We start from the raw sequence: 26,413 nt of genomic DNA, 5'->3' as shown, positions 1-26,413 counted from the left end.
TTCATTTTTGACAACAGGACGACACGTTAGATGGCGCTTCCTCCGCTGGTTTTATGGCCTCTGGTTATCCTGCTGGGCCTGTGTTTCGGCAGTTTTCTCAATGTGGTGATCACTCGCCTGCCGGTCATGTTGATGCGTCGCTGGCGCCTGGAGGCCCGCGATGCGCTGGAGCTTCCCATGGAGGCAACGCCACGCTTCGATCTCGCCACGCCGAAATCCATGTGTCCCGCCTGCGAAGCGCCGATCGCCTGGCACGATAATGTTCCGCTTCTGGGGTGGCTCAAGCGCCGGGGGCGCTGCGCCAATTGCAACGCCGGGATCAGCGCCCAGTACCCGCTGGTGGAGCTTGCCGGCGCGGCTTTCGCCGTTGCCGTGGTTGCCCTGCATGGGGCCACGCTGGAAGCGGTGTTTCTCTATGCCGCCTGCCTGGCCCTGCTGGTGCTGGCGGTGATCGACTTCCGCACGCAATTGCTGCCGGACATTCTCACCCTGCCATTGCTGTGGGCCGGGTTCATCTACCAGCTCGCCTTCCAGCCGTTGATGCTGAGCTCGGCGGTCATCGGCGCCATGGCGGGCTACCTGGTGCTGTGGAGTTTCTATTGGCTGTTCAAGCTGCTCACCGGCAAGGAGGGCATGGGCTACGGCGACTTCAAGCTTCTGGCGGCACTCGGCGCCTGGATGGGCTGGCAGTTCCTGCCCCTGCTGTTGCTGCTCTCCGCCGGTATCGGCGCTATTCTGGGCATCCTCATTCAGCTGGCCCTGCCCCGCTTGCGCGGCGCCCCGATGCCCTTCGGCCCGTTCCTGGCCGTGGCCGGATGGGTTGCCTTGCTGGTGGGTGACGAGTTGATGGCCGCCTACACTGGGCTATTCTTGTGATCCGGCAGCAGGTCTTGAGACAGGGTGAATTTGCATGATCGTAGGCCTTACCGGGGGTATCGCCTCGGGGAAATCCACCGTGGCGCGGGCCTTTGGCGACTTGGGCATTCCGTGGGTGGATGCCGATGACGTGGCCCGGGAAATCGTGCAACCGGGCGAGCCGGCCTTGCGTGCCATCGAGCGCCGCTTCGGCAAGGGTATCCTGCAGGACGATGGCAACCTGGACCGGCGCGCCCTGCGCACACTGGTCTTTGACGACGAGAAGCAGCGTCAGTGGCTGGAATCGGTGACTCATCCTCGGGTACGCGAACGATTGCTCGAGCATCTTGCGCGCTTGCAGGCGGACAATCCCCCCTACGTTCTGCTGGTGTCACCGCTGTTGTTCGAGTCGGGCCAGGATCAACTGGTGGATCGCTGCGTTGTGGTGGATGTGCCCGAGGCCATGCAGATAGCGCGCACCCAGGCGCGGGACAACGTCGAGGAAGCTCAGGTCAGCGCCATCATCGCCGCCCAGATCCCACGCCGGGAAAGGCTTTCACGAGCGGACGATGTGATCGATAATAGTGGCAGCGAAGAATTCATGCGCGACCAGGTCGCGGTTCTGGATCGGCGTTATCGCCAGATTCTCTAGCCCGAGCAACCGTCCCGACCCTCGCCCACATCAAGCGCCTGCTTGCCTGTGCTTATCTAATGGAGACAGAATGCCGTCACCGACAAAAGCCCCCCTTGAAGTGGCTTGCCCGCAATGTAGCAAGAAAGTGCCATGGGTACCCGAAAGCTCGTTTCGTCCGTTCTGCAGCAAGCGCTGCCAGTTGCTGGATCTCGGCGCCTGGGCGGAGGAATCCCACCGCATCGCCGGCGAATCCGCCATGGACGAAGCCGACCTGGACCGCCTGCTGGCCAACGCCGACCGTGACGCCCCGCTTAGCTGAACTTCCCTTGATCTATGACCGCCTCTTAGAGCGCCGACCCATGCCTGAATTGCCGTCCGCTACCTACCGCCTGCTGGCGGAGCTCGAGAGCGCCTTCGATACCCTGCTCGAGCAACTCGAACAGGTCGCTCTGATATTCGAGCAGGGAAATTATCCCGCCTGGATATTCGAGCACGAAGAGGACGCGGGTAAGTGGCTGCGCCGCGCCCTGTTCGACATGTGGCACGAGGAGGGGCAAGACGGACGCGAGACGCGCAACTATATTGGCCTGATTGGTGCCGACGAACGGTTGATGGATGCGGTACTGCAGGCCAATAGCGCCAAGGAAGAGATCAGCCGACTCATCAACCGGATCAAGACGAGCAGCCCCCAAGGTGTCAGCGAAGCCAAGGCCAGGCTGCCCAAGCGTCATCCGGATGTGAACGAAGCCTTGCGTGGCGGGGGGCTGGCGCGACTACATCTCAAGCAGTGCTGGCGGCACCTGCCGGTAGCGCCGGCTGCCGTGGCCAGGGTGCGTCTGGCATGGTATGCCAGTGGGCGCTCGATCAAGCGGCTCACCGTGGCTGAAGCGGAACAGAAGCTGTTACAGCTGGATACCGACGCGGCCCATGTACGAATTCAGCTTCGCAAGCTCGCCGATATTCCCTCGCAGGAGACTCTGGCTCAGGTTCAACGTCAGGCCCCGCTGATGCGCGCCAATCTGTTCTATGTGGAACCGTTGGCAGATGGACATATTCGCCAGGCGATGAATGTCGCCCTGCCCCTGTTCGTCCCCATCCACCGCGGCCGCCTGCCCGATTACAACACGCCGCCCGCTCATCCCCCGCTACAGCGCACCCGCGCCAGGCGACGCGACGAGAAACTGGAGGACGAGCCCTTCCTGCCTAGTGTGCGAGTCTATCGTTATCGGTAATGGCCGCGCTTAGAACAGCCACAGTGCTTCGCCGTTTAGATCACTTTTGCTGCGGCTCTTGCCACAAATCGTAATCGAGCAGAGTTTGCAACAATTGACCTACGCTGGCTGCGGGCTGGTCATGTTCCGCTAGCAGCGCATCCAGTTGACGCTTGAACTGCTTTTCGCGCTCTTCGGCATCAACCTGAGCTTGCTCATTTTCCAGCGACTGCAGCGATCTTACCGGCGGGCCGGTCGGAATGCCCAGCGCATTGTTGGGGTCATCGAGTTGGCGCAACGCATCCGCGAAGGCATCGTCAAGCTCACGAAACTTGCGCAGCTTGTCACGTTCATCCAGAGGTTTAGGGGCTTTTTGATATTTCATCGAGATCCAGTTCGCAAGGTGGCGGCCGGTTGCCGTCCCTTGTCCTTTCCGTAAACACAGTATGACGTCATCGTGGTAATCCATGATGCCACCACGCAGTCGTCACATTACGTCTTTCTTGGCTCTCGTCGATTACTTTTCAACTCGACTCGGGCAATTTTCTCCGAGAGCTTCCGCCTGTATGGGCTACAGGCAATTACCCTATTAATTGTGCTCAAACGCGTAAACTCGCCAGCCAAACTTGCCTTCGCACCTCGGTTACCAGCATAAAGTAAGAACGCATTTGAAGGTGCCGGGAAGACACGAGGAGGCCAACAGCCAAGTAACTCCATGTTACTAAAAGAATCGTGAATTACACACAGTTCAACTTTGCCGCAAAAAGCGTTAGCTGTAGGACGCCTCTACAAGGCTCACTACAGTCCTCAATCCATGGCATCGGGGGAATTCCCACGGGTCGCATTATAAACCGCGCCTGGATGATGTAGCACAGGAGTGCCAGATATGTTCCATGCAATGACACGAGCTGAAATCTGGCTACAAGAAGCCTTGGAAAGCCCCCTTAGCATCGATGAACTTGCCAAGCACCTTGGCTATTCTTCTTCGCAGGTACGTCGCCAATTTCGCCACTGCTTCAATGTCTCACCCAGCAAATACCGTGAGAAACGGCGGCTGGAACGAGCTGCTGTATTACTTGCCTATTCTCCGCAAAATATAGCGCATATTGCACAACGTTGCGGCTATTCGAATCACTCTTCCTTCTCGCGTGCATTTCAGCGGCAATATGCACTAAGCCCGAGAGGTTTTCGCCAGGCGATATTCAGTCGTTTAAAAAACGAACTCGCCCAGACTGAGATAACCGCCACCATCGAGAAAAGTCGTCCCGGCCAGGCCTTGACGATGCGCTTGTACCAAGCGCCAGAAAGTATCGATGAATTGGGGAGCCATACGCAGCACTGTAACGCGATAAGCTGTTTCCAGTCACGCCTGCAAGAAGCGGTGCCGATAGTGCTGCTACCCGATGCGCTTGCTTCCAGCATCAACGCTGTGGCTGATCACGCCGGGAACTCTGCTGCCATCTCCGCCACTAATTCCGCCGCTGCTATTTCCACCGCTACTAATTCCACCGCTACTAATTCCACCGCTACTATCTCAACCGCTACTATCTCCCTATCCACTCGGACCGATATTGGCGTCTACGTGAAAGATGACAGTATCGCTGAAAGTATTGCCTTGCCAGTACCTTACCGGCGACAGTATATTCCGTCACACTACCATGCCAGTACGGTCATTCAAGAAATCGACCAGTTGAAGCCCGTTTTACAGAATTTGCTTAACTGGATACTATTCGAGGCCAAAGGCTATTACCTTTCAGGGGAACCACCTTGCGTTCTCTGGCATGGTAATGGCATCGAGATTCGCGTCCCCCTCTCTTCCATGGATTGAGCACCTGTCGGGCTCTACAGCCGTCTGCAGCACACCTAGACAAGTGTGCTGCAGTAACAGCTCAGTCTTCCATGCGAACCAGCCAGGACTCCACGGTTTCATCACCATGCTCGTCCTTCCAGCTACGCAGCCCCTTATGATTGCCACCGCGAGTTTCGATCACTTCGCCGGTATTGGGGTTCTTGTAAATCTTGAGGCGACGCTTGCGACGCACATTACCACTATTGGTGGTAGAGGCTGACTTGGCACCGGACTCCTGACCGGAACCCAACAAGGCCAGGACATCCGCCGGGCTTTTATTGAATTCAGACATCAGTTTTTCAAGCTTGTCCTTGAACTCGAGCTCGTTTTTCAGGCGCTGATCGTTCTCGAGACGCTGAAGATCTTCCTGCAGCTGTTTCAGCTGCTGCTCTTTCTGGATGTATTCACTTAGAAGTGACATAGATTTTCCTTTTAACGAAACGCAGGGCGGGATGCATTAACCGAACCCTAAACAAGGCACGGCGATATTATTCCTGTAAAAACTATCAGTGACAACAGGAAAGGACGTTTTTTTGCTTCTTTAATGAAATCCACTGGCTCTAATCTCCAGTATGACGCTTAAATTTCCCTTTGGTTCTATTAGTTCAAACTTAATCTCACTCTTCATTGCACCACCCGCTAAAACACATGGTTAAATCAGGTGGAAGCAGTAAATGAGACAAGACAGTAGCGACTGAGTTCTTCAGCTTCAATATCACCGACAACAGCAATACAGTATTAAGCGACAACTTAAAGAATAGTCAGACAAGCAAAAAAAACGCCGCCCCGGAGGGCGGCGTTTTATCGAACAAGTCAGCGGATCAGTCTTGACCCATCTGCTGCTTGATCAGGTCACCGATCGTGGTGGGACCACCAGCGGTATCGGTGTCAGAATCCTGCTCACGCAGCTTCTTCAGGTTCTGACGTGTATCGTCCTGCTCCTTCGCCTTCACCGACAGGTTGATCTGACGGTTCTTGCGATCCACACCGACGATGCGGGCTTCAACACTGTCACCTTCACTCAGCACGTTGCGCGCGTCTTCGACACGGTCAGCGCTGATTTCGGATGCCTTGAGCACGGCAATGACGTCAGTCGCCAGTTCAACCTGGGCTTCCTTGGCGTCCACTTCAATAACGCGACCGGTCACGATAGCGCCCTTGTCGTTGACGGACAGGAATTCGGCAACCGGGTCGGTATCCATCTGCTTGATGCCCAGGGAGATACGCTCGCGCTCCGGGTCGATCGAGAGGATAACGGCTTCGGCTTCGTCGCCCTTCTTGAAGTTGCGAACTGCTTCTTCGCCGGTTTCCGTCCAGGAGATGTCAGACAGGTGAACCAGACCGTCGATACCGCCTTCCAGGCCGATGAAGATACCGAAATCGGTAATCGACTTGATGGTACCGGAAACGCGGTCGCCCTTGTTGTACTCGGCGTTGAAGGTTTCCCACGGGTTAGCGGTGCACTGCTTGATACCCAGGGAGATACGACGACGCTCTTCGTCGATATCCAACACCATCACGTCGACGTCGTCGCCCACTTGCACGACCTTGGACGGATGGATGTTCTTGTTGGTCCAGTCCATTTCGGAAACGTGAACCAGACCTTCGACACCCTCTTCCAGCTCGGCGAAGCAGCCGTAGTCGGTAAGGTTGGTGACCGTGGCGTGAACCTTGGTACCTTCGGGGTAACGGTTCTTGATGTTGACCCACGGATCTTCGCCCAATTGCTTCAGACCCAGGGAAACACGGTTACGCTCGCGATCGAACTTGAGCACCTTGACATTGATCTCGTCGCCGACGGCCACGATCTCGGACGGATGCTTGATGCGCTTCCACGCCATGTCGGTGATGTGCAGCAGGCCGTCGACGCCACCCAGATCCACGAACGCGCCGTAGTCGGTGAGGTTCTTGACGATACCCTTGATCTGCTGACCTTCCTGAAGCGTTGCCAGCAGTGCTTCACGCTCGGCGCTGTTCTCGGCTTCGAGAACGGCACGGCGGGAGACCACGACGTTGTTACGCTTGGGATCGAGCTTGATGACCTTGAAGTCCAGCTCTTTGTTTTCCAGGTGAGCGGTATCGCGCACCGGACGGACATCGACCAGCGAACCCGGCAGGAAAGCACGGATGGAGTCGACCTCGACGGTAAAGCCACCCTTGACCTTGCCGTTGATCACGCCCTTGATCATTTCGTCTTTTTCGAAGGCGGCTTCCAGAATCTTCCACGCTTCTGCGCGCTTGGCCTTTTCACGGGACAGACGAGTTTCACCGAAACCATCTTCCACCGCTTCCAGGGCCACATGCACATCGTCGCCGATGGCAATGTTCAGTTCGCCATTCTCATCGCGGAACTGCGATGCAGGGATCTGGCCTTCGGATTTCAGACCGGCATTGACGGTAACCCAATCACCATCAATATCGACAACTTGGGCCGCGACAATGGCGCCCGGCTCCATGTTGATGTCGTTAAGAGACTGTTCAAACAGTTCAGCAAAGCTTTCGCTCATGGTGTTCCTACGTGATCAACGTTGTTGAGGCAAGAATGCCTTCTCCGCACCACCAGCAAGTGCGGGCCTAATGTACTCTGCCCCCGGGGATGTTAGCGCTGGTTCGACCTGGCCGGGCTCACGGAAATGTGAGAACTAGTGCCCTGCCACGTCATGACATCAATCCAGGGGCGCCGCAAGGGAGAATCAGGTGCCGGACGCCATGCCACGCTGGGCCAGCAATTCGGTCAGCCGATCTACCACTTCCGGTATGCTCAGGCGCGTGGTATCAAGCGTAATGGCATCATCTGCCGGCTTGAGAGGTGCCACACTGCGTTGCATATCGCGTGCATCGCGTGCCTGAATCTCCTTCAAAAGACTCGAAAGACTAGCATCCACCCCGGCTTCCTGCAACTGCAGATGACGCCGGCGAGCACGTTCGGAGGCCGATGCGGTCAGAAATATCTTGAGCGGCGCCTGGGGGAAAACCACGGTGCCCATGTCGCGCCCATCCGCCACCAGCCCGGGTGGCTGCTGAAAACCTTGCTGGCGCTGCAGTAACGCCGTGCGCACGGAAGGCAGGGCCGCCACCTGTGAAGCCCGCTCTCCAGCCGCCTCGGTGCGGATCGCGCGCGTCACGTCCTGCCCTTCCAGCAGGACCTGAGGCACGCCATCCGATACGGGGAACTCAACATCCAGGGAAGCGGCGAGCTCCGCCAGGGCGGCTTCGTCATCCAGGGCGACCTCATGCTTGATAGCCGCCTGGGCGGTCAGCCGGTACAGCGCCCCGCTATCCAGCAGGTGCCAGCCCTGACGCTCGGCGATCAGGCTGCTGATGGTGCCCTTGCCGGCGCCGCCCGGGCCATCGATGGTGAGAACCGGCACTTGTTCATGCATTCGCCGTCTCCTTGTCGATCGTCAAGCCGATACGGGCGGCCAGTTCAATGAAGCCGGGGAAGGAGGTCGCCACGTTGGCACAATCCTGAATCAGGATCTCTTCACTGGCGCGTAGAGCGGCTACGGCAAAGGCCATGGCGATACGATGGTCGCCCAGGCTATCGATACAACCTCCACCATAGCTCGGGCCGGAGTCGCCGTTACCGATGATATCGATGCCGTCATTCAGCACTTCATGGGGCACGCCCAGTACGGCAAGGCCATCCGCCATCGCCTGGATGCGATCGGACTCCTTGACTCGCAGCTCTTCCGCGCCGCGCAGACGGGTCGTGCCTTCAGCGTTGGCAGCGGCAATGAATAACGCCGGAAACTCATCGATGGCCAGCGGCACCTGCTCCACGGGAATATCGATGCCCTTGAGAGGAGCATAGCGGATATGCAGATCGGCCACTGGCTCGCCACCCACCTCACGCTGATTGACCAGCCGCAGGTCGGCCCCCATCAATTGCAGGATATTGATCACGCCGATTCGCGTCGGGTTGATCCCTACATGTTCCAGGGTAATGTCCGACCCCGGCGTGATCGCGGCTGCCACCAAAAAGAACGTCGCCGAGGAAATATCCGAAGGCACATCGATCGGGCCTGCGGTCAGGCTGCCGCCGCCCTTGAGCCAGCAGGTATCGTCTTCTCGAGAAACCGGATAATCGAAGCCGTTGAGCATGCGCTCCGTGTGGTCACGGGTGGGGGCGGGCTCGCGCACCCGGGTGTCACCCGTGGCATAGAGCCCGGCCAGCAGCAGGCAGGATTTCACCTGGGCGCTTGCCATGGGCATGGCGTAATCGATGCCTTGCAAAGGCGCGCCACCGCTGATCTTGAGCGGCGGCCGTCCGCCTTCGGTGGTCTCGATCCGGGCTCCCATCAGGCGCAGCGGGTCGGCCACGCGCCCCATGGGCCGCTTGGAGAGAGACTCGTCACCGGTCAATTCGCTGTCGAAGGCCTGCCCCGCCAGCAATCCGGCGAACAGGCGCATCGCGGTACCCGAATTACCCACATACAGCGGACCCGCAGGCGCCTTCAGCCCGTGCATGCCCACACCGTGAATGGTCACGCGGCCCTGGTGCGGCCCTTCGATGGCAACGCCCATCTCGCGAAACGCCTGGAGCGTCGCCAGGCTGTCTTCGCCTTCGAGAAAACCCTGAACCTCGGTCACGCCATCGGCCATTGCGCCCAGCATGATGGAGCGGTGAGAAATCGACTTGTCGCCGGGAACGCGCAATTGGCCCTGGGCACGGCCACCGGGGCTCACTCGAAAGTTCAGCTTGCCATGTGATTGCATCTGATATTCCGCCTGGTAACTGGTTTTGTTCAATAACGATTCGAAATAGTGTCGGGCATGGCTGGCGCGGTCGAAGGTGGCCAGCATGGCATCGCCGTCGCCCGCTTCGATTGCCTGGCGCAAGCGCCCCAGTCCCGCCTCGAAATCGGTCAGCGACGCCAGCACGGCATCTCGATTGGCGACGAAGATATCGCGCCACATCACCGGGTCGCTGCCGGCGATTCGAGTGAAGTCACGAAACCCGCCGGCGGCGTAGCGAAAGATATCCAGGCGCTGATCTTGTCTTGCCAGGGTATCGACCAGCGAAAACGCCAGCAGATGCGGCAGATGGCTGGTACGGGCCAGCACCTGATCGTGGCGCTCGACATCCATCTCCAACACTTGCGCACCACACGCCGCCCACAATTCGCGAACGCGGCGAACCGCCTGGGAATGAGTATTCTCACAGGGGGTCAGGATGACCTTGTGCTTCTGGTAAAGCGCCGGATTGGACGCCGCCACCCCGCTCTTTTCCGAGCCGGCGATGGGATGACCGAGCACCAGGTTGGGCAGCATGCTACCGAAAGCCCGCTCGGCCGCCTGCTGAATCGCAGCCTTGGTACTGCCGACATCGGTGATGACCACATCATCGGCGGCCCGATCGAGACACGCCGCCAGTTCGCCCATGACACTTTCCATGGCCAGAACCGGCACCGCCAGCACGATCATGCTGGCGTCATCGACAAGTGAGGCGAGTTCGGTATCGCCGCTGTCGATCAAGCCCATTTCGATACCCAGCTCGATCTCCGATGCACTCGGGTCGCAAGCGAAGATTTCGCCTCGAAAGCCGCTTTCACGCAACGCCGCTGCCAGGGACCCACCTATCAAGCCCAGCCCGACAATGACAATTCGTGATTCCCTGACCTTCATAGAACGCCTTGGGGATACGAGCCAAGCACCTTGAGTTCGGCGGCTCGCAGGCGCACTTCCTCCAGTAACGCCTCTACCTGCGGTTCCTCGCGATGACCCTTGAAGTCGATGAAGAAGACGTAGTTCCACACGCCGCTGCGCGAAGGCCGTGTCTCGAGGCGAGTCAAGTCGATATTGTGGCGATGAAACGGTTCGAGCAGCGCATGCAGGGCGCCAGGCTGGTTGCGCATGGCCACTACCAGGGAAGTCTTGTCGTCGCCGGCCATCGGCACATCCTGGTTACCGATGATCAGAAAGCGCGTGGAATTGTCGGGACGGTCCTCTATCTTCTCCGCCAACGGGGTCAGCCCGTACAGCTTGGCCGCCATATCGCCCGCGATGGCGGCGCTATGCCATTCGCTCTTGACCAGCCGGGCCGCTTCCGCATTGGATGAAACGGGAATGCGCTCGGCGCGTGGATAGTGCGCATCGAGCCATTTACGGCACTGAGCGAAGGATTGCGGATGGGAATATATGCGGGACACTTTATCGCGTAGCGTGGTATCCGCCACCAGCAGGTGATGATGGATTCGCAGCACCACTTCGCCGCAGATCCGCATCGACGAGTCCATGAAGGAATCGAGCGTATGGTTGATGACGCCTTCGGTGGAGTTCTCGACCGGCACGACCCCATAATTGACCGCCCCCGCCTCGACTTCACGGAAGACCTCATCGATCGCCGCCATCGGCAGGCTCACCGCACTCTCGCCGAAATGCTTGAGCGCCGCCTGCTGGGTGAAGGTGCCCTCGGGCCCCAGATAAGCCACCTTGACCGGTTGCTCCAACGCCAGGCAGGCGGACATGATCTCGCGAAACAGACGGGCCATCTCCTCGCTGTCCAGCGGCCCGTTGTTCAACGACATGATACGACGCAATACCTGGGCTTCCCGCTCGGGCCGGTAGAATACCGCATCCGGGTCCTGGCCCTGCTTGACCTTGGCCACCTGCTGCGCGCAGGAAGCCCGGTCGCTGATCAAGCGCAATATATCGCTATCGATTCGATCGATCTTCTGACGCAACTCATCCAGGTTGACGGGAGTGTCTGACATGCGGATTAGCCTCTTTTATTCTCGAAATCGGCCATGAAACCGATCAGCGCGTCCACGGCGGCTTCCGGGACGGCATTGTATAGACTGGCCCGCATGCCGCCGACACTGCGGTGCCCTTTCAGGTTGAGCAGCCCTGCCTGTTCGGCCTCGTCGAGAAATGTCTTCTCCAGGCGAGCATCGGCAAGCACGAAGGGAACATTCATGCGCGAACGATTTGCAGGCTTGATGGGGTTGGAATAGAACGAGCTGCCATCAATGGCGGCATACAGTTTGTCGGCCTTGCGCTGATTGAGAGCATCCATGGCGGCCAAGCCCCCGATGTCGTTTTTCAGCCAGTCAAAGACCAGCCCCGACAGGTACCAGGCGTAGGTGGGGGGCGTGTTGACCATGGAACCCGCCGCCGCCATCGCCTTGTAATCGAACAGGGTAGGAATTGCCTCTTGCGCCTGGTCGAGCAGGTCATCGCGCACGATGACCAGTGTCAGCCCCGCGGGGCCGATATTCTTCTGGGCGCCGGCATAGATGAGACCAAAACGAGAGACATCCAGAGGGCCGGAAAGGATGTTCGACGACATGTCGCACACCAGCGGTACCGGGCTGCCATCGGGCCGGGTCGCCTGGGGAATATAATCATACTCCAAGCCGCCAATGGTCTCGTTGGAGGTGTAGTGCAGGTAGGCTGCATCCGTGCTCACCGAAAGCTCCGCCTGGGTGGGAACCGCCGTGTGACCGTTGGGCTCGCTGCTGGCCGCCAAGTGGCCAGGTAGCCCCAGGCGTTCGACCTCGGCCATGGCCTTCTTGCCCCAGATGCCGGTGCAGGCGAAATTGGCGCTGCCGCCCCGCCCCAGCAGGTTCATCGGCACCATGGCGAACTGCAGGCTCGCCCCGCCCTGGAGAAACAGCACGCGATAGTTGTCCGGCACCGCCAGCAGCTCGCGCAAGTCACGTTCGGCCTGCTCGGCAATGGCCACGAACTCGGGCGAGCGGTGACTCATTTCCATGACCGAAAGCCCGCGGCCGTGATAATCCAGCAGCTCTTCGCGAGCGCGCTCCAGAACCGCCTGGGGTAATGCCGCCGGGCCGGCGCAGAAGTTATAGAGACGTGTCATTAGCGTCGTTTTCCTGTGGGCCGTCTTCAGATGAGGTAGCGTCGCTGTCCTGTGCGTCGCCGGCCAGCAGCTCGTTGCCCTCCTCGTCGAGGATCGAGGCCATTTCGTCTTCGTCCGGCTCGTCGACACGCACCGTCTTGACCAGTTTTTCTTCCTTGCCCAGACGGATCAGCATGACGCCCTGAGTATTGCGCGAGGTGGCCGAGACCTCTTCGACGCGGGTACGCACCAGGGTGCCGCGGTCGGTGATCAGCATCATTTCATCGTTGGCGTAGACTTGCATCGCCGCCACCAGGGCGCCGTTGCGCTCGCTGGTCTGCATGCCGATGACACCCTGGCCGCCGCGCCCGCGCAGCGGGAACTCCTCCAGCCGCGAGCGCTTGCCGTAGCCGTTCTCGCTGGCGGTCAGAATATAGATCTGGCCGCCATTACCCGCTTCCGAAAGGCCCTCTTCCGTCGCGTCATCCTCGGTTTCGGCAGCTTCCGTATCGATCTGCTGGCTCTTGGGAATGATCAGGCTGATGACCTCGGCCCCGTCGAGCAGACGCATGCCGCGCACACCTCGTGCCGTGCGGCCCATGGCGCGCACATTGCCTTCCTCGAACCGGATGGCCTTGCCATTGGAGGAGAGCAGCATCACATGATCCGACCCGGAGGTGATCGCCGCGCCGACCAGGCGATCGTCCTCTTCGAGGTCGATGGCGATCAGCCCGACGCTACGCGGCCGCGAGAACTGCTCGAGGCTCGTGCGCTTGACCGTACCCTTGGCAGTGGCGAAGAAGATGTAATGCTCGGGATCGTAGTCGCGCACCGGCAGGATGGCGTTGATCGCCTCGCCTTCGTCCAGCGGCAACAGGTTGACCAGCGGCTTGCCGCGCGAGCCACGGCTGGCATTGGGCATCTCGTACACCTTGAGCCAGTAGACCTTGCCGCGGTTGGAGAACAGCAACACGGTATCGTGAGTCGAGGCCACCAGCAGGTGTTCGATGACATCCTCGTCTTTCATCGCGGTAGCGGACTTGCCGCGCCCGCCGCGACGCTGGGCCTGGTAATCCGACAGCGGCTGGGTCTTGGCGTAACCCGAACGCGACACCGTCACCACCATGTCTTCTTCAGCGATGAGGTCTTCCATGCTCAGGTCGAGGCGGCTGACCTGGATCTCGCTACGCCGATCGTCACCGAACTGGTCGCGGACCGCATGCAGCTCCTCGCGAATCACTTCCATCAGCCGATCCGCGGACGCGAGGATGTGGGTCAGTTCGGCTATCTTCTCGAGAATCGACAGATATTCATCCAGCAGCTTCTCGGTTTCAAGCCCTGTCAAACGATGCAGGCGCAATTCCAGAATCGCCTGGGCCTGGGCGGGTGACAAACGGTACTGAGTGGCAGAAGGATTGAGCCCGTAGCCCTCTTCCAGCCCCTCAGGCTTGCATGAAGTAGCGCCAGCGCGCTCGAGCATGCCGGTGACCTGGCCTGGCTCCCACGATTGAGCCAGCAGCTTTTCGCGTGCTTCGGTGGCGTTGGGTGAGGCCTTGATCAACTCGATGACCTGGTCGATGTTGGAGATCGCTACCGCCAGACCTTCGAGGATATGGCCGCGCTCACGGGCCTTCTTGAGTTCGAACAGAGTGCGCCGGGTCACCACCTCTCGACGATGGCGGATAAAGGCTTCCAGCATCTCCTTGAGGTTCAGGGTGCGCGGCTGACCGTTCTCCAGCGCCACCATATTGATGCCGAAGACATTCTGCAGCTGGGTCTGGGCGAAGAGGTTGTTGACCACGACCTCGCCGGACTCGCCACGCTTGACCTCGATCACCACACGCAGGCCATCCTTGTCCGACTCGTCGCGCAGCTCGGCGATGCCTTCGATCTTCTTCTCTTTCACCAGCTCGGCGATCTTCTCGATCAACCGCGCCTTGTTCACCTGATACGGCAGCTCGGTGACGATGATGTGGTCGCGACCGGTCTTGTCGTCATGCTCGATGGTGTGACAGGCACGTACATAGATGCGCCCGCGGCCGGTACGGTAGGCCTCGATGATCCCCGCGCGGCCATTGATGATGGCGCCGGTGGGAAAATCGGGACCGGGAATGTACTCCAACAGGTCGTCGACGGAGAGGGTGTAATCGTCGATCAGTGCCAGGCAGCCGTCGATCACTTCGCGCATGTTGTGCGGCGGGATATTGGTCGCCATCCCCACCGCGATGCCCGAAGAACCATTGACCAGCAGGTTGGGAACCTTGGTCGGCAAGACATCGGGAATACGCTCGGTACCGTCGTAGTTGTCCACCCAGTCGACGGTATCTTTTTCCAGATCGGCCAGCAGTTCATGCGCCAGCTTGGCCATGCGCACTTCGGTGTAACGCATGGCAGCGGCGTTGTCGCCATCGATGGAACCAAAGTTACCCTGGCCGTCCACCAGCACATGGCGCATGGAGAAATGCTGGGCCATGCGTACGATGGTGTCGTATACGGCGCTGTCACCATGCGGGTGATACTTACCGATCACATCGCCGACCACACGAGCCGATTTCTTGTACGGTTTGTTCCAGTCATTGCTCAGTTCATGCATGGCGAACAGCACACGCCGGTGAACTGGCTTGAGGCCGTCGCGGACGTCAGGCAGCGCCCGGCCGATAATGACACTCATCGCATAGTCGAGGTACGACTGTTTGAGCTCGTCTTCGATGTTGACGGGCAGGATTTCTCTGGCGATGTCACCCATGAAAGTCAGATCCTTTGCACTGCGTTGGCACAGCGAGAGTTGAAAGCGCAATAAAATGCCGTGGCATGGCGCGCAATTACCCGCCCATCATACCACCCAGAACGCAGCAAGGGCAGTCGGGCAACGCAGGCCGAACGGCCTCGACCAGCGCGCTGGGAACACCACCGTCAAACCCTCGACTTCACCTCAGGAACGCTCGAATGCCGTCGGGTCCACCCTCAGGCGAGTCAGCGTTTCGTGCAGTTCGCCCTCGATGGCGCAGGCCTTGTTGGCGCGTACATCGAGCAGCACGAAGGTCAAGTTGGCATCGGCCACCAGAGCGCCATCGGCGCGGCGTATCTGATGGTGACAGACTCCACTGCGGCCACCGACCTCGGTGATACCGGTGCTGATGATCAGATCGTCGCCATTCACCGCGGCATGGCGGTAATTGATATTGAGATTGACCACCACAAAGGCCATGCCGGCCTGCTTGAAGCGCTCCATCAGCCGGGGATGCTGATCGAAGAACGCCCAGCGCCCTTCCTCCATGAATTCCAGGTAGCGGGCATTGTTGACATGGCCGTAGCCATCCAGATGGTAACCACGCACCCGCAAGTTGATCGTCGATAACGATTGGGTCATGAACTTCTCCTTTTTATGATCGCCAAATATTTTGTTTGCCAGCACATTCACGTTCGCCGAAAAAAATGGCAGTGATTGGGCAAGCCATTCAATCAAACATAAGTTTGAAACGTGCGCAACACAGGCTATTCCTGTAGCGACACAGAATTGCAATACTGGTACCCACCCTTGACTTTCGCCATAATATGCAGCCTTTTGCACAGGACATACGTCATGTGGTTCAAGCATCTGCACCTTTATCGTCTACACGGCGCGCCCAGTATCGCCACAGCGCAACTAGAAGAGGCCCTGTCGTCCCAGCTGGCCCGGCCACTAGGCGGCGCCGACGCCCGGCGCATGGGCTGGTGCGCTCCCGCCGGCCGAGCGGGCTCGGGACAGTTACTGCATGAGTTGCAGGGGCAGCGGCTGATGGCGGCCCTGCGCCAGGAGCGTTTACTGCCCGCCTCGGTGGTACGCGAGGAAGTCGAGGAGCGTGTCGCCGAGCTGGAGAGCCAGGAGAGCCGCAAGCTGTCACGCAAGGAAAAGACCGCGATCAAGGAAGAAGTCACCGAAGCCTTGTTGCCGCGTGCATTCGTGCGCAGCCAGAAGGTGGAGCTGTGGTGGGATACGCGCAACAATCTGATCGGCATCAACAGCAGCAGCCGCAGCCGCGCCGAAGAGGTTCTGGATTTGCTCAGGGAGACGCTCGGTAGCCTCAAGGTCACGCCATTGGCGACAAAGACCCTGCCTATCCGCGCCATGACCACCTGGCTCAGCGACGCCGCCTCGCGACCCGGCGATCTGCAGCTGGGCGACCAGGTGGAACTCAAGGCCAAGGGCGACGATGGCGTACTGCGCGCGCGTCAGGTCGATCTGGATAGCGACGAAATACAGCAGCTGCTGGAAAGCGGCCGACAAGCCAGTAAACTGGCGTTGAACATTGAGGGACGCCTGGCTTTCGTACTCCATGACGACCTGGCTCTCAAGTCGCTGCGCTTTGGCGATGCCTTGATCGAGGAAGCGGACCACGCCGAGGATGGCGATGACGCCCTGGTCAGGCTGGAAACCGACTTCATTCTCATGGCGCAAGCGCTGTCGCAAGATATCGCCCGCCTGGTCGAATGGCTGGATGGCGAGACCGAAACCACACGAGATGGCGCAACGGATGCAGCCCCGCTCTCGGCACCAGCCTGAGCCAGGCGGCTGCCGCCTCGCCTGTTCACCATCACTCGTTGATTAGCACACGGATCGCATGACTGATACCACCGACGCCTTACGCTCTGATACTTCCCAGGACCCTTGGGCCGACGTCCGTCCCTATATGGATCACGAGGCCGCCGAAGTCCTCGCCCGCCTGTCCCGGGACCCGGAACTGCTCAATGCCCTGACGCGCTTTCGCCTGCCGCGCCTGGCGCGCATCGCCCCACCGCTGGCGCGGGCTCTGGCAAGCTATGCCGTACGACGTGAAATCAAGGGTGTGGCCACCATTCACGACTTCCAGATGCGCATCGCGTCGTACATGGATCGCATGATCCGCACGACCACCGACGCCTTCAAGGTGGAAGGGCTGGACAAGCTCGACCCGCACAGCGCCTACTTGTTTATCGGCAACCACCGTGACATCTCTCTCGATCCCGCTTTCGTCAACTATGCGCTTTACCAGGCCAAGCGCGATACCGTGCGCATCGCGATCGGCGATAACTTGCTGAAAAAGCCCTACGTCACCGACCTGATGCGGCTGAACAAGAGCTTCATCGTACCGCGCAGCGCCCGGGGCAAGCGCGCCATGCTGGCTGCCTATCAGCAATTGTCCGCCTATATTCGCCACTCGATCACCGAGGACAATCATTCCATCTGGATGGCCCAGCGCGAAGGTCGCGCCAAGAACGGGATTGACCGCACCGACCCCGCCATCATCAAGATGCTGACCATGGCGCGGCGCACCGCCGAGCGCGACGTGGCCTTCGGCACCACCATCGAGGAGCTCAAGCTGGTGCCGGTGTCGATCAGCTACGAGTTCGACCCTTGCGACGTGCAGAAAGCCCAGGAACTGCATGACATGGAAACCAAGGGCAACTACGCCAAGAGCGAGTTCGAGGACATCCAATCCATCGTGACGGGCATTACCGGTGATAAGGGGCGTGTCCAACTGCGCTTCGGCACACCCATCGGCGCCGACATGGCGACCCCCGATGAAGTGGCCGCCGAGATCGACCGCCAGGTAATCGGCGGCTACCGCCTCTACCCGAGCCATTATCTCGCTCTGGAGAAACTCGGCGAAGCACCGGAGCTGGTGGCGAGAAAGGAGATTTCTCGAGCGGACCGCGAGCGGTTTGAACAGCGTCTGGCTGCCGTGCCTGCTCATCTGCAGTCCTGGTGGCTGGTTCAGTATGCCAACCCGGTCAAGCATAAAGCCGGGCGCCTGACTTCGTAGGCGAAGCTAACCAGGGCAGCATTACCGATCCCGGCGGCGGGCCGGCCAAGCATGCCGTCGAGGCCAAAAAATGCTATGGTCAGGAAATTCCCCGGCCTGTCCAATCAAGCGCCGATCATGGCGTAAAGGAGATTGTCATGTCCGCATCTGAGATTCAGAAAACACGCATTATCAACGAACTTCGGGGCTTCATTCGCAAACTCCTGCAGGACCCGAAAATACTGGAGCAGTCTCTGGAAGTCGCTCGCAAGCATATCGAAGAGGGTAGCGGCCACGATGTCATGGCACGCATCGCCAACGAAATTTCCGATACCACGAGCGTGCATATTCCCGAGGACCCAAGCGAGCATTCCGAAGCGGACAAGCTATACCTGGAGCTGCTGCGCGAAGTCGTGCTGGAAGAAAAAGCGCTGTACTGACCCGCTTCCAGCCGGATGAAGCCCGGGGCGAAGACCGCTACAATCTTCGCCCTTTATACGTCACCCATTTCTGTCACTGCCTGTCGTCAACGGATCCCTCTTCCATGTCCAAAACCGCTCCGCGCAAGATTCTGGTCACCAGCGCACTGCCCTATGCCAACGGCGCCATCCACCTCGGTCATTTGCTGGAATACATCCAGACCGACATCTGGGTGCGCTTTCAAAAAAGCCGGGGCCAGCAGTGTCACTATGTTTGCGCCGACGACGCCCACGGCACGGCTATCATGCTGCGCGCGGAGCAGGAAGGCATCACCCCGGAAGCCTTGATCGAGCGAGTATCCCGCGATCATCAGGAAGATTTCTCCCGGTTTGGCGTGGCGTTCGATAACTACCACTCCACCCACTCCGTGGAGAACCGTGAATTCAGCGAACTGATCTATCGGCGCCTGCGCGACAAGGGGCATATCGCCACCCGTGATATCGAGCAGATGTTCGATCCGGTGAAAGGGCTATTTCTCGCCGACCGCTTCATCAAGGGAACCTGCCCGAAGTGCCAAACGCCAGACCAGTACGGCGATAATTGCGAAGCCTGCGGCGCCACCTATACTCCGGCGGAGCTGATCGATCCGGTATCGGCCATTTCCGGGGCGACGCCCGAGGTACGCAGCTCCGCCCACTACTTCTTCAAGCTACCGGATTTTGCCGATTTCCTGCAGCGCTGGATCAATGACGGCCATGTCCAGCCGCAGATTCGCAACAAGCTGATGGAGTGGTTCGAATCCGGCTTCAACGAGTGGGACATTTCCCGCGACGCCCCTTACTTCGGCTTCGAGATTCCCGATGCACCGGGCAAGTACTTCTATGTCTGGCTGGATGCGCCTATCGGCTACCTGGCGAGCTTCAAGAACCTGTGTGATCGCGAGGGGCTGGACTTCGACAGCTACTGGCAGCCCGGCTCCGACGCCGAGGTCTATCACTTCATCGGCAAGGATATCGTCTACTTTCACGCCCTGTTCTGGCCGGCCATGCTGCACGGCGCAGGATTGCGCACCCCGACAGCGGTCAACTGCCACGGCTTCGTCACCGTGGATGGGGCGAAGATGTCCAAGTCACGAGGCACCTTCATCAAGGCAGCGACCTATGCCGAGTACTTGAACCCCGAGTACCTGCGTTACTACTTCGCCGCCAAGCTGACCTCAGGCGTCGACGACCTCGATCTGAATCTCAACGACTTCGCCGCCCGGGTCAATTCCGACCTGGTCGGCAAGGTAGTCAACATCGCCAGCCGCTGCGCCGGTTTCATCAACAAGCTCGGCGGCGGCAAGCTCTCCACCCACTGCAGTGAACCGCAGATGCTGGCACGCTTCATCGCGGCCGGCGACGCCATCGCCGAGGACTTCGAAGTCCGCGAATTTGGCCGCGCCATGCGTCGGGTCATGGAGCTGGCCGACGAAGCCAATACCTATATCGCCGAGCAAGAGCCCTGGGTGCTGGCCAAGCAGCCCGGACGCGAACAGGATGTGGTGGATATCTGCTCGGTGGGCATCAACCTGTTCCGCCAGTTGATGGTCTATCTAGCGCCGGTGGTACCGGCTATGGCCGAGCAGGCCCGCCAGTTCCTGGCGCTTGACAGTCTGGACTGGCATAGCCGCCACGACATCATGTTCGATCACGAAATCAACAAGTTCAAGGCGCTGATGACACGGGTGGAACGCGACAGGATCGATGCCATGATCGAAGCCTCGAAGGAGGACCTAGTGGAAGAACAGAAACTCAAGGACGCCCCCAAGGGCCCGCTCGCCGACGATCCCATCGCGGCGGAGATCGGCTTCGAGGACTTCATGAAGGTGGATCTGCGCATCGCGCGTATCGCCAAGGCAAACTATGTCGAAGGTGCTGACAAACTGCTTCAGCTGACGCTCGATCTGGGCGGCGAAACCCGCAACGTCTTCTCGGGCATTCGCAGCGCCTACGCCCCGGAAGCACTGGAAGGACGTCTCACCGTGATGGTGGCCAACCTGGCACCGCGCAAGATGCGTTTCGGCCTCTCCGAAGGCATGGTGCTGGCCTCGGCCAACGAGGCGGGTATCTATCTTCTCTCGCCGGATACCGGAGCCGAGCCCGGCCAGCGGGTCACCTGATACGCCAGTTGATCGGCGCTGAAGGGTAGACAGCAAGTCGTGTCTGCCCTTTTTCACGTTGGAGCATCTTTTTCACGCTGGAGCGTTTTCTGCCGATAGAAATACTGAAGGCAATACATATCCCAATATGACCGTTCCAAGTGATTAGCCAACACAGGTCATTAGCCGCCGCAGGTCATTGAATGCCATTAATGCTAATCTCGTCGCTTCGCTCGCGCTTTTTATTGGCCCTTGGCGGGGTGCTGTTGATGGCTCTGCTGGCATTGATGATGATCGGCAAGTGGATTGTCCTGCCCGCGCTTCTGGCAGAGGAGCGTAGCCTGGTTTCCCAGCAGCTCGACCGACTCGAGCGCAGCCTGGCCCTGAATCAAGAGCAACTGCTGGCACAAGTGCGTGACTGGGCAACATGGGATGACACGTACGAATTCGTCCAGGATGCGTATCCGCGTTATGCCGAGGTGAATTTCAGCCAGAACATGTTCGAGGAGATGGGCTATCACTTGATGGTCTTTTTCGATTCCGACAAGGAAGTCCACTGGATCGCCGGCCTGGACCCGCAGAGCGGGCGCTATGCCAGCTGCAGCGAAGCAGACGACTCGTGTCGCTGGGCGGCGCCTTACATCCGCCCGCTCCAGGCTTCGCTCGCGAATGACCCCAGCGAGGGACGAAGTGACGTCTACACCCAGCCTTCACTCGCCATTATCGCCAGCAATCCTATCCTGCGCACCGATGAGAGCGGCCCCGCCCAGGGCTGGTTGTTCAAGGTGCGGCACATGGACGATGAATTCACCAACATGATGGAAGCTCATACAGGACTTGCCGTCACGTTCGACACGGCGGCTGCCGATACCGAGATACCGTCTTCCTACACCATTGACGAGGGTATTATCCTAGCCCGGCGACTTCTTCCCTCCGCCCAGGATCACTCCATGCTCTCGTTGGGCACGCTGTTCGATCGCGACAACTATCGTGCCAGTTTCACCACCTTCGTTTACGCCCTGTTATGGACCGGCGGACTGATGCTGTTGGTCATCGCCACGGTGCTGCTGTTATTGGAACGCATGGTCCTGCAGCCATTGCGAGCCCTGACCCGCTTTACTAAACAGCTTGAGCCCTACCAGCTCAATCTCCATCTTGGCCCCCGGCTCAGCCACCGTTTGCGCAACCGCAACGATGAAATCGGCTCGTTGGCGCGGGAATTCGAAGCTCAACTGCTACGCCAAGAGCAATTGACCGATGAACTGCGCGAACTCTCCACCCATGATGCGCTGACCGGACTACCCAATCGCCGCTTCTTCGACGCCAAGCTCAACGAAGCAGTCGATGCGGCTCGCGACACGTCACGGCCCTTGTCGGTCATGATGCTGGATATCGATCACTTCAAACTGTTCAACGACCATTACGGCCATCCGCGAGGAGACCTTTGCTTGAAGGAAGTCGCCGACTGCATGAAGCACCACTGCGAGCCTCACGGGGTGACCATCGCTCGCACGGGAGGCGAGGAATTCAGCGCCATCCTGCTCCATCAGCCTGCGCAGGACGCCATACGGTTTGCCCAGGAGCTATGTAATAGCATTGCCGAAATGGCGTACCCTCACGATTTTTCTCCCGTTGCCTCCCATCTAACGGTGAGTATCGGTGTTGCCTCTTACATCCACAACGAAACTCGTGATGCTTCCGCCCTGATGAGTGCCGCTGACGAGGCGCTTTATCAAGCCAAGAATGCCGGACGCAACCGGGTGATGCTGTACGATAAGACCCAACCTATCAACGCGGCTTCCGTTTATACCCATGAATGAAGTGTTGTTGATCCTTCTCGGCACGGCGCTGGTCAATAACTTCGTGCTGGTCCAGTTTCTCGGCCTCTGCCCGTTCATGGGTGTGTCCAACAAGCTCGAATCCGCTCTCGGCATGTCGCTGGCCACCACGTTCGTGCTGACCCTCGCCTCGGCGGCAAGCCATGTGGTCTACCACGCATTACTGGTACCCTTGGGGCTCGAATATCTACGCACCATCGCCTTTATCGTGGTTATCGCCGCCGTGGTGCAATTCACCGAGGTCATGGTGCGCAGAACCAGCCCCTTGCTGCATCAGGTGCTGGGCATCTTCCTGCCTTTGATCACAACCAACTGCGCCGTGCTGGGGGTCGCCCTGCTCTCACTCAACCGCCAATCTACCTTTGTCGAAGCGACACTTTACGGACTGGGAGCGGCAATCGGCTTTTCCCTGGTGCTGGTACTGTTCGCCGCTATGCGCGAGCGACTGGCTGCGGCCGATGTTCCCAAGCCATTTCGCGGCGCGGCCATCGCCATGGTCACCGCCAGTTTGATGTCGCTGGCGTTTCTGGGTTTTTCCGGTCTTGTTCAGGGGTGAGCTTTAACGTGCAGGCTGACATGTTGTGGGAATGGATCACGGCAAATGAGCTACTCGCTGCCATTATGGTGCTGGTCGGCCTGGCGCTGGTCTTCGGCGCCGTGCTCGGGTTTGTCGGCGAACGCTTTCGCGTCGAAGGCGATCCGGTTGTGGAAAGCATCGATGCCCTGTTGCCGCAAACCCAGTGCGGCCAGTGCGGCTATCCCGGCTGTCGCCCTTATGCCCAGGCTGTCAGCGAAGGCGACGCCATCAACAAGTGTCCGCCGGGTGGCGAAAGCACGATCCAGGCGCTGGCCGACCTGCTCGGCCGCCCCTCACAGCCCCTGGATGGCGAGACCCAGGAAACGGCTCGGGTGGCGTATATCCGCGAAGCCGAGTGCATCGGCTGCACCAAGTGCATCCAGGCCTGCCCGGTGGATGCGATCGTCGGTGCCGCCAAGCAGATGCATACCGTGATCCAGGACGAATGCACCGGTTGCGATCTATGCATCGAGCCCTGTCCGGTCGACTGCATCGACATGCTCCCGCGCATGACTCCGCTCAGCCAGTGGCAACCGGTCGTGCCCCCCGCACCCGAACTTATCGCCAGCGACGGAGGTGCCCATGGCTCGCGCCTTTGATTTCCCCGGTGGCATCTACCCTCCACAGCGCAAGACGCTCTCCGGTACCGCTGCACTAAAAAGTGCCGACCTGCCCCAAAGGGTACGCCTTGCCCTGCGCCAGCACAGCGGTAGTCCGGCGACCCCCTGCGTTGCGGTAGGCGACCAGGTGCGCACCGGTGAGCGAGTCGCACAGCGCGACGGCATGATTTCAGCCGACCTCCACGCTTCCATCAGCGGTCGTATCGCTGCCATCACCGAGACCCACGTGGAGATCGAAGGCGACGGCCGTGATGAGTGGCTCACGCTGCCGCCGCTTGAGTGGCGGACCTCTCCCCACGACACCTTGCTCGAGCGCCTGGACGAAAGCGGCGTGGTGGGCCTGGGCGGCGCCGGTTTTCCCACTCAGGTCAAGGCCCGCGTTCGCCAACGCCATGCCCTGGATACCCTGATCGTCAACGCTGCCGAATGCGAGCCCTACATCACCGCCGACGATGCAACCCTGCGCAATTTTGCAACGGATGTGCTGGAAGGCGCCCAATTGATGGCGCATCTCGCGGGAGCTCGCCGTGTCATCGTCGGTATCGAGGACAACAAGCCCGAGGCCGTGACTGCGTTGCGCCGGGTAGCGGCAGCAAGCGGGCCAGTGGAAGTGGAACTGAAGGTGGTCGCCACGCGTTACCCCAGTGGCGCGGAGCGCCAGTTGATCAAGTTGCTGCTGAACCGTGAGGTGCCGAGCGGCGGCTTGCCGGCGGATGTGGGCGTGCTGTGCCACAACCCGGGCACCTTGCTGGCCGTGCTGCAGGCCGTGCGTGACGGCATTCCGCTGGTTTCTCGCGTGGTTACCTTGACCGGACAAGTGCTGGCCCGCCCGGGTAACGTCATCGCCCGGTTGGGAACCCCGGTGAGCGAGTTGCTGCAGGCGGCCGGGCTCGACTCGGCCAAACTGTACCGGCTGGTTCAAGGCGGCCCCATGATGGGGAGTCAGATCAGCCTGGAAGCCACCATCGAGAAGACCAGCAACTGCTTGATCGCCGCCACTTACGAGGAGCTTCCCCCGGCGCCTGAAGAACAGCCCTGCATCCGCTGCGGCGCATGCGAAAGCGTTTGTCCGGCGGCGTTGCTGCCCCAGCAGTTGCACTGGCATGCCCGCGCGGCGGAGGATGCGCGCCTCGAGCGTTATCATCTGTTCGACTGCATCGAGTGCGGAGCCTGCAGTTACGTCTGCCCCAGCCATATTCCCCTGGTCGAGGACTATCGCGAAGCCAAGCAGCGCATCCGCCTGCAGCGCATCGAAACCGCGAAAGCCGAACATGCCAGGCATCGCTTCGAGTTCCGCCAGGCTCGCCTGGCTCGGGAGGAAGCCGAGAAACAGGCCCGGCGCGAGGCTCGCCGCCAAGCGGCTCAGCGTGCTCCCGTTCGCGACTCCAGTATGGAAGCTGCCACGTCGGCCGGTGGCAATCAGGCCGATATCCGCAGCCTGCGCATCGCCCAGAGCGCAGCCAAGGCGGCGGTTCGCAAAGCGGAAAAAGTGCTGGCCCGCTCCGCCGAGCAGGACCCGCAGCAGGACCTGAGCGACTTGGAAACCCAGCTTGCCACCGCGCGGGAAAACCTGGAGGCCGCCGAAGCGCGCCTGGCCGCGGCGCGGGGTCATGCCGATACCGATCACAAGGGGGCTCAATGAGCCTGATGCACGCTGCAACTCATGCAGGCGACCGACCCGCCCGGCGAACTTCACCGCCGGATACGGCGCGGCTCATGCGCTGGGTACTGCTGGCGACGCTGCCGGGCATCGCCGTGCTCACGCTGAATTTCGGCATCGGTGTCATCACCAATGTCGTCATCGCCGGATTGCTGGCCATGGGACTGGAAGCGTTGATGCTGACGCTGCGCCGGCGTCCGGTGTGGCCTGCTCTGGGCGACCACAGCGCGCTTTTGAGTGGTGTGTTGCTGGGGGTGTCGCTGCCGCCGGCCAGCCCCTGGTGGTTGATCGCGGTGGGCATGGTGGCCGCCATCGTCGTGGCAAAGCATCTCTACGGCGGCCTGGGGCATAATCCTTTCAACCCCGCCATGGTCGGCTACGCCCTGCTGCTGGTGTCGCTTCCCACCCAGATGACGCTCTGGTCACCGCCGCTCGGGTGGCTGGGGGCAGGGTGGGATACCGTTCTGGCGCAGGTCTTGGGGTTCACCAGCTCCGCTCAATTGGACGCCTTGAGCGGCGCCACGCCACTGGATGCCTTCAAGCACAAGGGCGAGGCGGTCCTGGCCAGTGAGTTCTGGGCATCGGCTCCCTTGCCCGAAGGGACTCTCGCCGCCTGGCGCCAGGTCAGCCTGGCCTGGCTGTTGGGCGGGGCCGTTCTGCTCTACAAGCGGGTGATCAGCTGGCATATTCCCCTCGCCATGCTGGCAAGCATGGGAACAATCGCCCTGCTGCTGTATGCCGGCGACCCCAGCCACCACGCCCCGCCGAGCTTTCACTGGCTGACCGGAGCGACCATGCTGGGGGCCTTCTTCATCGCCACCGACCCCGTTTCCGCCGCCACCAGCCGGCGGGGAAAACTGATCTACGGCGCGGCTATCGGCGCGCTGGTGATACTGCTGCGTACCTTCGGCAGCTATCCCGATGCTGTGGCCTTCGCGGTATTGTTGATGAACCTCTGCGTGCCACTGCTCGACTATTACACCGATCCCCGGCCACTGGGCCATGCCGCGCCGACACGCGGTTACCGGCCCCCGGAGAATTGA

Annotated in this window: 23 protein-coding genes; 14 read left to right on the top strand and 9 right to left on the bottom strand. The window is 60.1% G+C overall.

Annotated features, from left to right (window positions below; genetic code table 11):
- Nucleotides 1-30: 30 nt before the first annotated feature.
- The 4 genes from R5M92_RS03695 to R5M92_RS03680 all read left to right on the top strand — a co-directional run bounded on the left by R5M92_RS03695 (nucleotide 31) and on the right by R5M92_RS03680 (nucleotide 2,721).
- On the top strand, nucleotides 31-876 hold the full coding sequence (locus R5M92_RS03695) for an A24 family peptidase (RefSeq protein WP_346797950.1): 846 nt from the start codon (nucleotides 31-33) through the stop codon (nucleotides 874-876).
- A gap of 34 nt (nucleotides 877-910) precedes the next feature.
- Nucleotides 911-1,507, top strand: coding sequence for a dephospho-CoA kinase (coaE, locus tag R5M92_RS03690; RefSeq protein ID WP_346797948.1), 597 nt, complete (start codon nucleotides 911-913; stop codon nucleotides 1,505-1,507).
- 70 nt (nucleotides 1,508-1,577) lie between these two features.
- A complete protein-coding gene (gene yacG / locus R5M92_RS03685; RefSeq protein WP_346797947.1) occupies nucleotides 1,578-1,808 on the top strand; it encodes a DNA gyrase inhibitor YacG in 231 nt (76 codons plus the stop codon).
- Nucleotides 1,809-1,848: 40 nt separating this feature from the next.
- A complete protein-coding gene (locus tag R5M92_RS03680) occupies nucleotides 1,849-2,721 on the top strand; it encodes a DNA replication terminus site-binding protein (protein ID WP_346797945.1) in 873 nt (290 codons plus the stop codon).
- A 40-nt stretch (nucleotides 2,722-2,761) separates the two neighbouring features.
- On the opposite strand, the gene R5M92_RS03675 is transcribed toward R5M92_RS03680, so the two are convergent.
- Nucleotides 2,762-3,169, bottom strand: coding sequence for a hypothetical protein (locus R5M92_RS03675; protein ID WP_346797944.1), 408 nt, complete (start codon nucleotides 3,167-3,169; stop codon nucleotides 2,762-2,764).
- Nucleotides 3,170-3,586: 417 nt separating this feature from the next.
- Between R5M92_RS03675 and R5M92_RS03670 the strand changes: the two genes are divergently transcribed.
- Entirely contained in the window at nucleotides 3,587-4,528 is a 942-nt protein-coding gene (locus R5M92_RS03670; RefSeq protein ID WP_346797942.1) for an AraC family transcriptional regulator, read from the top strand.
- 61 nt (nucleotides 4,529-4,589) lie between these two features.
- Here the strand turns inward: R5M92_RS03670 and R5M92_RS03665 are convergent, their stop codons facing one another.
- From R5M92_RS03665 to R5M92_RS03630, 8 genes are all read right to left on the bottom strand, one after another.
- Nucleotides 4,590-4,970 carry a histone-like nucleoid-structuring protein, MvaT/MvaU family gene (locus R5M92_RS03665; protein WP_346797940.1) on the bottom strand — a complete coding sequence of 127 codons (381 nt, stop codon included), beginning with the start codon at nucleotides 4,968-4,970 and terminating at the stop codon, nucleotides 4,590-4,592.
- A gap of 400 nt (nucleotides 4,971-5,370) precedes the next feature.
- Nucleotides 5,371-7,056 (bottom strand): 30S ribosomal protein S1, encoded by a 1,686-nt coding sequence (rpsA, locus tag R5M92_RS03660; RefSeq protein ID WP_346797938.1) that lies wholly within the window; start codon nucleotides 7,054-7,056, stop codon nucleotides 5,371-5,373.
- A 186-nt stretch (nucleotides 7,057-7,242) separates the two neighbouring features.
- Nucleotides 7,243-7,932: a (d)CMP kinase gene (gene cmk, locus R5M92_RS03655; protein ID WP_346797937.1), complete on the bottom strand. Its 690-nt coding sequence runs from the start codon at nucleotides 7,930-7,932 to the stop codon at nucleotides 7,243-7,245.
- Nucleotides 7,925-10,177, bottom strand: coding sequence for a bifunctional prephenate dehydrogenase/3-phosphoshikimate 1-carboxyvinyltransferase (locus R5M92_RS03650; RefSeq protein WP_346797936.1), 2,253 nt, complete (start codon nucleotides 10,175-10,177; stop codon nucleotides 7,925-7,927). The genes cmk and R5M92_RS03650 overlap by 8 nt, the downstream gene beginning before the upstream one ends.
- Complete coding sequence (pheA, locus tag R5M92_RS03645) at nucleotides 10,174-11,265, bottom strand: prephenate dehydratase (protein WP_346797934.1); 1,092 nt, start codon at nucleotides 11,263-11,265, stop codon at nucleotides 10,174-10,176. Before pheA ends, R5M92_RS03650 begins: the two co-directional genes overlap by 4 nt.
- Nucleotides 11,266-11,270: 5 nt before the next feature.
- Entirely contained in the window at nucleotides 11,271-12,374 is a 1,104-nt protein-coding gene (gene serC / locus R5M92_RS03640; RefSeq protein ID WP_346797933.1) for a 3-phosphoserine/phosphohydroxythreonine transaminase, read from the bottom strand.
- A complete protein-coding gene (gene gyrA, locus R5M92_RS03635) occupies nucleotides 12,358-15,099 on the bottom strand; it encodes a DNA gyrase subunit A (RefSeq protein WP_346797932.1) in 2,742 nt (913 codons plus the stop codon). Before gyrA ends, serC begins: the two co-directional genes overlap by 17 nt.
- A 186-nt stretch (nucleotides 15,100-15,285) precedes the next feature.
- Nucleotides 15,286-15,723, bottom strand: a complete 438-nt coding sequence (locus R5M92_RS03630) for a thioesterase family protein (RefSeq protein WP_346797931.1) — start codon at nucleotides 15,721-15,723, stop codon at nucleotides 15,286-15,288.
- Nucleotides 15,724-15,936: 213 nt separating this feature from the next.
- Here R5M92_RS03630 and R5M92_RS03625 point away from each other — a divergent pair, with 213 nt between their 5' ends.
- The 9 genes from R5M92_RS03625 to R5M92_RS03585 all read left to right on the top strand — a co-directional run bounded on the left by R5M92_RS03625 (nucleotide 15,937) and on the right by R5M92_RS03585 (nucleotide 26,413).
- Nucleotides 15,937-16,896 (top strand): recombination-associated protein RdgC, encoded by a 960-nt coding sequence (locus tag R5M92_RS03625; RefSeq protein ID WP_346797929.1) that lies wholly within the window; start codon nucleotides 15,937-15,939, stop codon nucleotides 16,894-16,896.
- Nucleotides 16,897-16,954: 58 nt separating this feature from the next.
- A complete protein-coding gene (locus R5M92_RS03620; RefSeq protein ID WP_346797927.1) occupies nucleotides 16,955-18,136 on the top strand; it encodes a 1-acyl-sn-glycerol-3-phosphate acyltransferase in 1,182 nt (393 codons plus the stop codon).
- Between the two features lie 137 nt (nucleotides 18,137-18,273).
- Nucleotides 18,274-18,555: a hypothetical protein gene (locus R5M92_RS03615; protein ID WP_346797926.1), complete on the top strand. Its 282-nt coding sequence runs from the start codon at nucleotides 18,274-18,276 to the stop codon at nucleotides 18,553-18,555.
- A 104-nt stretch (nucleotides 18,556-18,659) separates the two neighbouring features.
- Nucleotides 18,660-20,696, top strand: a complete 2,037-nt coding sequence (gene metG / locus R5M92_RS03610) for a methionine--tRNA ligase (protein WP_346797924.1) — start codon at nucleotides 18,660-18,662, stop codon at nucleotides 20,694-20,696.
- Between the two features lie 182 nt (nucleotides 20,697-20,878).
- Entirely contained in the window at nucleotides 20,879-22,495 is a 1,617-nt protein-coding gene (locus R5M92_RS03605; protein ID WP_346797922.1) for a diguanylate cyclase domain-containing protein, read from the top strand.
- Complete coding sequence (gene rsxA / locus R5M92_RS03600; protein WP_346797920.1) at nucleotides 22,488-23,069, top strand: electron transport complex subunit RsxA; 582 nt, start codon at nucleotides 22,488-22,490, stop codon at nucleotides 23,067-23,069. The genes R5M92_RS03605 and rsxA overlap by 8 nt, the downstream gene beginning before the upstream one ends.
- A 20-nt stretch (nucleotides 23,070-23,089) precedes the next feature.
- Nucleotides 23,090-23,689, top strand: a complete 600-nt coding sequence (gene rsxB / locus R5M92_RS03595; RefSeq protein WP_346797918.1) for an electron transport complex subunit RsxB — start codon at nucleotides 23,090-23,092, stop codon at nucleotides 23,687-23,689.
- Nucleotides 23,673-25,352: an electron transport complex subunit RsxC gene (gene rsxC, locus R5M92_RS03590; protein ID WP_346797916.1), complete on the top strand. Its 1,680-nt coding sequence runs from the start codon at nucleotides 23,673-23,675 to the stop codon at nucleotides 25,350-25,352. Before rsxB ends, rsxC begins: the two co-directional genes overlap by 17 nt.
- Nucleotides 25,349-26,413: an RnfABCDGE type electron transport complex subunit D gene (locus R5M92_RS03585; RefSeq protein WP_346797914.1), complete on the top strand. Its 1,065-nt coding sequence runs from the start codon at nucleotides 25,349-25,351 to the stop codon at nucleotides 26,411-26,413. Before rsxC ends, R5M92_RS03585 begins: the two co-directional genes overlap by 4 nt.

The organism is Halomonas sp. Bachu 37 (genome assembly GCF_039691755.1).
In the GTDB taxonomy this organism is placed as follows: domain Bacteria; phylum Pseudomonadota; class Gammaproteobacteria; order Pseudomonadales; family Halomonadaceae; genus Vreelandella; species Vreelandella kashgarensis.
Note: the sequence above shows the minus strand (reverse complement) of the source record. Positions and strands in the feature narration are given on the sequence as shown.

Coding starts and splice junctions, on each gene's coding strand:
- R5M92_RS03670 (WP_346797942.1), top strand. CDS start 3,587: ATGTTCCATGCAATGACACGAGCTGAAATCTGGCTACAAGAAGCCTTG.
- R5M92_RS03650 (WP_346797936.1), bottom strand. CDS start 10,177: ATGAAGGTCAGGGAATCACGAATTGTCATTGTCGGGCTGGGCTTGATA.
- cmk (WP_346797937.1), bottom strand. CDS start 7,932: ATGCATGAACAAGTGCCGGTTCTCACCATCGATGGCCCGGGCGGCGCC.
- coaE (WP_346797948.1), top strand. CDS start 911: ATGATCGTAGGCCTTACCGGGGGTATCGCCTCGGGGAAATCCACCGTG.
- R5M92_RS03630 (WP_346797931.1), bottom strand. CDS start 15,723: ATGACCCAATCGTTATCGACGATCAACTTGCGGGTGCGTGGTTACCAT.
- R5M92_RS03585 (WP_346797914.1), top strand. CDS start 25,349: ATGAGCCTGATGCACGCTGCAACTCATGCAGGCGACCGACCCGCCCGG.
- serC (WP_346797933.1), bottom strand. CDS start 12,374: ATGACACGTCTCTATAACTTCTGCGCCGGCCCGGCGGCATTACCCCAG.
- R5M92_RS03675 (WP_346797944.1), bottom strand. CDS start 3,169: ATGGATTACCACGATGACGTCATACTGTGTTTACGGAAAGGACAAGGG.
- metG (WP_346797924.1), top strand. CDS start 18,660: ATGTCCAAAACCGCTCCGCGCAAGATTCTGGTCACCAGCGCACTGCCC.
- yacG (WP_346797947.1), top strand. CDS start 1,578: ATGCCGTCACCGACAAAAGCCCCCCTTGAAGTGGCTTGCCCGCAATGT.
- R5M92_RS03625 (WP_346797929.1), top strand. CDS start 15,937: ATGTGGTTCAAGCATCTGCACCTTTATCGTCTACACGGCGCGCCCAGT.
- rpsA (WP_346797938.1), bottom strand. CDS start 7,056: ATGAGCGAAAGCTTTGCTGAACTGTTTGAACAGTCTCTTAACGACATC.
- R5M92_RS03615 (WP_346797926.1), top strand. CDS start 18,274: ATGTCCGCATCTGAGATTCAGAAAACACGCATTATCAACGAACTTCGG.
- gyrA (WP_346797932.1), bottom strand. CDS start 15,099: ATGGGTGACATCGCCAGAGAAATCCTGCCCGTCAACATCGAAGACGAG.
- pheA (WP_346797934.1), bottom strand. CDS start 11,265: ATGTCAGACACTCCCGTCAACCTGGATGAGTTGCGTCAGAAGATCGAT.
- R5M92_RS03605 (WP_346797922.1), top strand. CDS start 20,879: ATGCCATTAATGCTAATCTCGTCGCTTCGCTCGCGCTTTTTATTGGCC.
- R5M92_RS03665 (WP_346797940.1), bottom strand. CDS start 4,970: ATGTCACTTCTAAGTGAATACATCCAGAAAGAGCAGCAGCTGAAACAG.
- R5M92_RS03620 (WP_346797927.1), top strand. CDS start 16,955: ATGACTGATACCACCGACGCCTTACGCTCTGATACTTCCCAGGACCCT.
- R5M92_RS03695 (WP_346797950.1), top strand. CDS start 31: ATGGCGCTTCCTCCGCTGGTTTTATGGCCTCTGGTTATCCTGCTGGGC.
- rsxA (WP_346797920.1), top strand. CDS start 22,488: ATGAATGAAGTGTTGTTGATCCTTCTCGGCACGGCGCTGGTCAATAAC.
- rsxC (WP_346797916.1), top strand. CDS start 23,673: ATGGCTCGCGCCTTTGATTTCCCCGGTGGCATCTACCCTCCACAGCGC.
- rsxB (WP_346797918.1), top strand. CDS start 23,090: ATGTTGTGGGAATGGATCACGGCAAATGAGCTACTCGCTGCCATTATG.
- R5M92_RS03680 (WP_346797945.1), top strand. CDS start 1,849: ATGCCTGAATTGCCGTCCGCTACCTACCGCCTGCTGGCGGAGCTCGAG.